General features: G+C 64.0%; 8 protein-coding genes. 3 read left to right on the top strand and 5 right to left on the bottom strand.

Features of this window, described 5'->3' with window-relative positions:
• Positions 1 to 71 precede the first annotated feature (71 nt).
• Positions 72 to 782 (bottom strand): hypothetical protein, encoded by a 711-nt coding sequence (locus tag BGP17_RS22165; RefSeq protein ID WP_286713637.1) that lies wholly within the window; start codon positions 780 to 782, stop codon positions 72 to 74.
• A 210-nt stretch (positions 783 to 992) separates the two neighbouring features.
• On the opposite strand from BGP17_RS22165, the gene BGP17_RS22160 reads away from it, so the two are divergent.
• Positions 993 to 1,772: a Cthe_2314 family HEPN domain-containing protein gene (locus BGP17_RS22160; protein ID WP_286713636.1), complete on the top strand. Its 780-nt coding sequence runs from the start codon at positions 993 to 995 to the stop codon at positions 1,770 to 1,772.
• 155 nt (positions 1,773 to 1,927) lie between these two features.
• Here BGP17_RS22160 and BGP17_RS22155 read toward each other — a convergent pair whose 3' ends face one another.
• Positions 1,928 to 2,290 carry a PIN domain-containing protein gene (locus BGP17_RS22155; RefSeq protein WP_286713635.1) on the bottom strand — a complete coding sequence of 121 codons (363 nt, stop codon included), beginning with the start codon at positions 2,288 to 2,290 and terminating at the stop codon, positions 1,928 to 1,930.
• A 434-nt stretch (positions 2,291 to 2,724) separates the two neighbouring features.
• Entirely contained in the window at positions 2,725 to 2,958 is a 234-nt protein-coding gene (locus BGP17_RS22150) for a hypothetical protein (RefSeq protein ID WP_286713634.1), read from the bottom strand.
• A 149-nt stretch (positions 2,959 to 3,107) separates the two neighbouring features.
• Between BGP17_RS22150 and BGP17_RS22145 the strand changes: the two genes are divergently transcribed.
• Together BGP17_RS22145 and BGP17_RS22140 are read left to right on the top strand one after the other, a co-directional pair.
• Positions 3,108 to 4,571: an ABC transporter substrate-binding protein gene (locus tag BGP17_RS22145; RefSeq protein ID WP_286713633.1), complete on the top strand. Its 1,464-nt coding sequence runs from the start codon at positions 3,108 to 3,110 to the stop codon at positions 4,569 to 4,571.
• Positions 4,572 to 4,591: 20 nt separating this feature from the next.
• Entirely contained in the window at positions 4,592 to 5,005 is a 414-nt protein-coding gene (locus tag BGP17_RS22140) for a DUF4112 domain-containing protein (protein ID WP_167299330.1), read from the top strand.
• A 154-nt stretch (positions 5,006 to 5,159) separates the two neighbouring features.
• On the opposite strand, the gene BGP17_RS22135 is transcribed toward BGP17_RS22140, so the two are convergent.
• Positions 5,160 to 5,879 (bottom strand): ribonuclease T2 family protein, encoded by a 720-nt coding sequence (locus BGP17_RS22135; protein ID WP_422051175.1) that lies wholly within the window; start codon positions 5,877 to 5,879, stop codon positions 5,160 to 5,162.
• 11 nt (positions 5,880 to 5,890) lie between these two features.
• Positions 5,891 to 6,742, bottom strand: coding sequence for a carboxylating nicotinate-nucleotide diphosphorylase (nadC, locus tag BGP17_RS22130; protein WP_286713632.1), 852 nt, complete (start codon positions 6,740 to 6,742; stop codon positions 5,891 to 5,893).
• Positions 6,743 to 6,786 lie beyond the last annotated feature (44 nt).

Raw genomic sequence — 6,786 nt, 5'->3', positions numbered from 1 at the left:
TCCTCGCTAAACCTGCTGCGCTTCATCTCCGTCCTCCTCAATGAAGGACTCTAGCTCAAACTGGAGGAGTTTCAGGGGAGCACGTCAATGTCATTCAAGGTCAGTTTGCCTGACGAAAGATCATCCGCCACGCGATGCAACGCGTTGCGAACGGAATCCTCATTACGGAGGTACTCGAATTTCCCTTTGCGGATGCTGAAACCAAGGCGGTTACGGATCGCCTCGGCCGATAGAAGCCGGTTCATATTTGAACGAGGAATCTTCTTCTTGGGAAGCAGTCCCGCCGCAGCGAGGCGCTTTTCGATTTCGTCCGCCACGTTCGTGCCCGTCCCCTTTCCGGTGCGGACCACGAAATTGTTCTTCATGCGGTCGTCCCACGTGGACTGACCGACACCATTCTGGCTTCCTGTGTGTCGCCGGAAAAGGATGTCGTCCACCCGATCGCGATCGGTTTCGACCTGACACTGTATGCGGTCGGGCAGCTTTCCGTTCCACGCCTTTTTCTGCTCAGCGAAGAATTGCTGAAGTTCGACGGTTGGCGCTCGTTTGGGGCTGGCGAGCAGCTTCAGGCAGGTCGTGCGCCTGTTTCCGTCAGCGATGATGAATTTGTCGCCCTCGGGATACACGAGCGGGGGTTCGAATATCTCACCTTTCGCCACGAGATCCTTCGTCAGATTGCGCATGTGCGTTTCGCGCAAAGCGAACAGCCGCGCGATGGCGGCGGTTTCGTTCTCCAGTTCGCCGTGCCGGTCGTTTGCCGGGTTCACCACGAGCGAGTCCAAGGGCAATATTCGGTAAGCCATGCAAGCCCCTCCCACGGAGATGATATTGGAATGGCTTACCCTTGTATATGCGGTCAAAATTGCATGGTGCCTGGCCGAACATGAGGCTAATATTTGACCCCAATCATGAGAGCCAAAACAAAGCCAACCCCGACCGTCTCAATGCCTTTCGAGACACTCCCGCCACCACTGCGGCAAAGCACTCGTTTCTTGAAGCGCTACATCCTGCCATCCGACAATCACGGCTTTGTTGGACGGCTCTACGATCTGGGGATCGTGACACTCAGTTTCGACAGCTACGATGAGCTGGCGAAATACCCAGACTGCAAATATGCCGTCGATGTCCTCGACAACGTGCAACTGCTTGCACGGCGGGTAGAGTCGCTCAATCTCGTTGGAAATATGCTCTGGCCTGATCCGTTACCGACAGATTTTCGCACGTTCCCTATCTCTCAATACGACTGGCTCGTGGTTTCCGCCGACGTGTTTCTGACACGATACATATCGGTGGTCGATTGCGCCCTGCACCTCGTAAATGAAGTATATGAAGCGGGATTGGTGCCTCCGAACTGCACATTGCGGCACCTTGCGAAAGCGGGAATTCCCGCCGACCTCGTCACGATTCTGGGGGAGATGCTTGATGACCAAGGTGGCTTGCGGGACGAACGCAACGCCCGCATCCATCAAGGTGAGGAGCGAGCATTCACAATCGACGATCGTTCTTTCAAGACCGCCTCACTGTTTAATCATCGTCTAAACGGCATGGTTGGAACGGACTATTATGGCCGCCCCATCAACGTGCAGCGCTCTTTCAAAGAGGGGCTGGTCAGGCTGCAAAGAGCCTTCAACCGCTCGACGCGAAAGCTCGTTCGGCAATTGGATCGAGTATACGATGAACTGTGGGATGAATTCGAGGATCGCTTTGGTCCGCGTATTGCGGCTGCAACCCACGGACTGAACGCGGGCAGCCGAAATAAGCGGGAGGCTTAGGGCTTCGCCCTCGGCGCGCTGCAAGAGGCTTCCGCCCAGCTTCCTACGCGCTACGCGCTCCGTGCAGCCGGTTCCCCGCGAAGCCTATTTCCGCTTACACACCCACTGTTCGCCACGAGGCAGGGTTGCAGACCTGCAACCCATGCTCATTTCCCTCATCGGCTAGAGACCATCCCAGCTGCGTTGTAGATACCGACAAGCTCTTGGGGGCTAACCACCCATAACCCCGGCAATAGCGCACGTAGCTCGGCGCTTTTTCTAAGAATGCGCTTGTCCAATGTCACGAAGTAACCGCCATACTTGCTGGCCTCGACCACGTGAAAGGCATCGCTGTCATGCTGGTTGGATAAGGCATTGCCTCGCATGAGCGCCCGTACCTTTGCGTGGACGTCCAATTCCCCAGGATTAAGGGACACCGGCATCGTATAAATCAAATCAGCCGCCCGGCACTTCACCGCCGTGGGGGTGTTCGGATTCTCAATTTCCGCCTTTACCGAATGGGGCAGAAGAACCGACACGTCGGTTCTTCTGCCCCATTATCGTTTCAACTGCCCCCGCAACCTCGGCGTCGCCTGTGTCATCCAAAATGTGCGCATCCAGCAGCACCTGATGATAGCGGGGATCGGGCGGGGGACGACTCACGCGCCGCCGTTTCGTCGGCTCTTCCATTGCCTCATTCTACAGCTTACCGAACGAAAGGCACAGTTGGCTCGGTTGCGCTGATTGCCGAGCACGTTATGAGAGGCGCATCGACCGTGGTTCGCCGCCAGTATTCGCAAGAAATTTCGTCACAACTAACGCACAATTTAACGCACTGATTTCCGACGTGCATTTTTACGTAGTGTTTTCAAGTGGTTGCAAACTCAATGTTTCCACTTAAAATCTTCTGCCCTTCAGGGCGTGCGGGTTCGAGTCCCGCCGTCCGCACCAATGTCTTTCACATCGATGCCCTTTACGGGCTGTCGGGTTTGTCGTCCTGCGTGGCGATGATCACGCCGCCGGCCACGATCGCAACGACGCCGATGATCGCGATGATCGGCGCGCCGGCGATATCCGATTTGTGCTTGGAGCCGGTAGCTCCGCGCAGAGACAGCTTCGACGCGGCGGTTTCAGACGCAGCGAGCGCCGGCACAGCCGCCAGCGATACCAGGGCAGCGACAGCCGCCGCCCGACCAAGAATACGCATCGTACACACTCCCCTTTCAAAGGAATGGGAGTAAAATGCCTCGCGCGCGCCGATAGTTCCCGCATCGCAGCGAATCGCTGCGGTGCCGCAGGGGTTGGCAGCGGCGCCCGGCGATCATACACCCGTTTCCGCCCAGCCGGATTTACCTGATGTCCCCTCGCCTCCTCTGCCTGCTGCCCCTGGTCGCGCTTTCGGCGTGCGACGGCGGCGCGGGGCAACGGCGCGACGACACTGCCGTGGTGGTCAGCGCGATCGGATCGGGCAGCGCGCTCGCCGATCCCGACGGCGGGGCGCTCGATCCTGCCCGCCGCGTACTGCTCGGCGCGACGGCGCAGGGCCTGGTGCGATTCGACGCCACCGGCCAGATCGAGCCGGGGCTGGCCGAGCGCTGGATCGTGATCGACGACGGCCGCAGCTACATCTTTCGCCTGCGCGACGATGCGACCTGGCCGGACGGCGAACCGGTCACCGCCGAGCAAGTGGTGCGGGCGCTGCGCCGCACGATCGCGCCGCGTTCGCGCAACGCGCTCTCGCCCTTTCTCGCGGTGATCGACGAGATCGTGGAAATGACGCCGCAGGTGATCGAAGTGCGGTTGAAACGCCCTCGGCCCGACCTGCTCAAGCTGTTCGCCCAACCCGAAATGGCGGTATTCCGGCTCGACAAGCTCGATGGCAGCGGCCCCTTCCGGGCCGCGCAGCGCCACGGCGGCGTGCTGTTGCGTCCGGTGCCCGATCCGGACGCGGCCGAAGACGCCGGCGCGCCCCGCCCCCAGGAGATGCTGCAGTTCCACGGCGAGCGCGCGGCGGTTGCCCTTGCCCGTTTCCGCGACGGCCAGTCGGACCTGGTGCTGGGCGGCAGCTTCGCCGACTGGCCGCTGGTAGTGGCATCGGGCATCGCAACGCCCAATGTGAAGCTGGACAACGCGCTCGGGCTGTTCGGCCTGGCGGTGGCCTCGCGCCAGGGGTTTCTGGCCGATCCCGCCAATCGCGCCGCGATCGCGATGGCGATCGATCGCCCCACCCTCACGCACGAGATCCATCCGGACTGGGTGCCGGTCGAGACCCTGCTTCCGGGGCAGCTCGATTCGGCCAATCCGCCTGCGCAGCCCGCCTGGACGCCGCTCGACCTCGACCAGCGCCGGCAGAGCGCGCGGGCCGCGGTCGCCGGCTGGCGGCGTGCGCACCCGGGCCCGGTCACCATGCGCATCGCCTTGCCCGCGGGGCCGGGCGCCACGCTCGTCTGGTCGCGACTGGCCGAGGCGCTCTATGCGATCGGCATAACGCCCGTTCGCAGCGCCCTCGACGCCCCCGCGGACCTGCGCCTCGTCGATGCCGTCGCCCCCTATGACAGTGCGCGGTGGTTCGTCGCCACCGCTTGCCAGGCCTGTTCCGACGATGCGCAGACGCTGATCGAAGCCGCGCGCGATGCGCCGGACCTCTATGCTCGCGCCCATCGCATCGCCGAGGCCGATGCCGCGCTCACCGCGGACGGCGCTTTCATCCCTATCGCCCAGCCCTTCCGATGGTCTATCGTCGCATTGCGGCTGCAGGCGTGGCAGGGGAACGCGCGCGCGTGGCACCCGTTGAACCACCTGCGCAACGAGACGAGGTGAGCGTGGCGAGAACGACGCGGATGGCTTCGGGGGCAAAGGCGGCAGCGGCGGCGCTGCCGCTGGGAACGCATGCGGCGGACGTGCGCCGGCGGATCGAGATGATGGAGCATCTGCTCGAGCGCAGCGTTCCCATCCCCGGCACCAAGGCCAAGGTCGGCCTGGATGCGATCCTGGGCCTCGTGCCGGTGGGCGGCGACCTGATCGCCGCGTTGCTCGGCCTCTACATCGTCTGGGAAGCGCGCAACCTTAAGATGCCGGCGACGACGATGATGCGCATGGTCGGCAATGTCGGCTTCGACTGGCTGATCGGGCTGGTGCCGGTCGTGGGCGACGCGGCGGATTTCCTCTTCAGGTCGAACACCCGCAACCTCAGGCTGATCAAGCGGCACCTCGATCGGCACCACCCGGGCACCGCGACGGTCCATCAGCGCTAGGTTGAAAACCCAAACCAGTATCTGATTTTCCGCCGTCATCCCTGCCTGCGCGGGGATGACGGAAACGAATATGAGCCCCCAACCTAGAACAAACCGGGATATTCGGGTGCTTCGGACTTCCCTATCCGTGATTGGCCCAGCCAAAGGTCGTTGATCAGCGCCGCCCGCCGCGCCAGATCTTCAACGCGCTGCCATCAGCCGCGCCGCCGGTGCCGGGCCGGCACGCTTCGTAGCGCAGCCCCTTGTCGAGACAGAGCCAGAGCTCGTCGAGCCACCCCTCGCGCGTCACCGTCACGCGGATCGCGCTGGCGGGAATGCCGCGATTGGCCTCGGCGAAACGCGCCTTGAACCCGCCGACGGTCAGCTCCCCGCGCGACAGCCGCTCCATGTCCGGATAGCGGACCGCGTCATAGAGCCGCCTGGCCGTGCCGAAATAGGCAGCGGGCGACATCGAGGTGCAGGTGCCGTGCTTGGCCCATTCGTGCTGGATCAACTGCGCCGAGGGCGTGGCGCAGAGCATCGACTTGATCTGCGCGGGCGGCAGGATGCGGGTGTCGGCGCAATATTGCGGCCAGCTCCGCGTCTCCCCATCGGGCCACAGGCCGTGCAAGGTGAAGCCGAAGCGCGCGCCCTGGCGGCACTGGAAGCGATTCTCCGGTTCGTCGCCATGGGCGCGGCAGAAGCCGGGGCTCCAGGTAAGCGCCAGCGTATAGGAGCCGATCGGCATGATCCGCCGCGGCTCCTTCGCGCCGGGCAGATCGGGGCGCGGCCGCTCGGCCTTGCCGGGCACGCGGCACATCAGCGCCTGGGCGGAAGCAAGGCCAGGCAGCAACGCGAGACCGGCGCCGACGAGACCGAGAACCGGCTTGCGCACATCCATGCTCCTCATCCCTGCAAGAAATCCACGCCGATATCGGCGGCGGGCGCCGATTGGGTGAGCCGGCCGGCGCTGACATAAGTCACGCCGGTTGCGGCGATCGCCCGGATCGTGTCGAGCCGCACGCCGCCCGAAGCCTCGGTCGGCACCCGGCCCGCGACCAGCGCGACAGCCTCACGCAGCGTCGCCAGCCCCATATTGTCGAGCAGGAGATGCGTCGCCCCCGCGGCAAGCGCGGGTTCGATCTGGTCGATCCGGTCGACCTCGACGATGATGCGCGCGATACCGGCGGCGGCGGCGCGCCGCGCCGCCTCGGCCACCGATCCGGCGACCGCGACGTGATTGTCCTTGATCATCGCGGCGTCCCAAAGGCCCATGCGATGGTTGGTCGCCCCGCCCATGCGCGTCGCGTATTTCTCGAGCCTGCGCAGGCCCGGCAGCGTCTTGCGCGTGTCGAGCAGCGTGGCGCCGGTCCCCGCGATGGCATCGACATAGGCCCGCGTCATGGTCGCGATGCCGGAGAGATGCTGCACCGTGTTGAGGGCGGGACGCTCGGCGGTGAGCAGGGCGCGTGCGCGGCCGCGCAGCCGCATCAGGTCGGTGCCCGGCACCACGCGATCGCCATCCTCGACCAGCCGCTCGATCTCGACCTCGGGATCGAGTGCGCGGAAAAAGGCCTCGGCAATGGGCAGGCCGGCGACGGTGATCGCGTCGCGGCTGTCCATCACCCCGGCAAACATCGCATCGGCCGGGATCACCGCGGCGGAGGTGACGTCGCCTTCGTCGCCGAGATCCTCGGCGAGCGTGGCGGCAACAAAGGCATCGAGATCGAATCCCGGAAGTGCGAAGACGTGTGACATGGCGCGCTTGTGGCACAGTCCGCGCGGACGGCAAGGGGGTGCGG

The sequence above is a fragment of the Sphingomonas sp. 67-41 genome (genome assembly GCF_001899725.1).
Lineage (GTDB): Bacteria > Pseudomonadota > Alphaproteobacteria > Sphingomonadales > Sphingomonadaceae > Sphingomonas > Sphingomonas leidyi.
Note: the sequence above shows the minus strand (reverse complement) of the source record. Positions and strands in the feature narration are given on the sequence as shown.

What these genes read in the sequence shown, in the direction of transcription:
- BGP17_RS22140 (WP_167299330.1), top strand. Translation starts at nt 4,592, where the DNA reads ATGGCTTCGGGGGCAAAGGCGGCAGCGGCGGCGCTGCCGCTGGGAACG.
- BGP17_RS22150 (WP_286713634.1), bottom strand. Translation starts at nt 2,958, where the DNA reads ATGCGTATTCTTGGTCGGGCGGCGGCTGTCGCTGCCCTGGTATCGCTG.
- nadC (WP_286713632.1), bottom strand. Translation starts at nt 6,742, where the DNA reads ATGTCACACGTCTTCGCACTTCCGGGATTCGATCTCGATGCCTTTGTT.
- BGP17_RS22145 (WP_286713633.1), top strand. Translation starts at nt 3,108, where the DNA reads ATGTCCCCTCGCCTCCTCTGCCTGCTGCCCCTGGTCGCGCTTTCGGCG.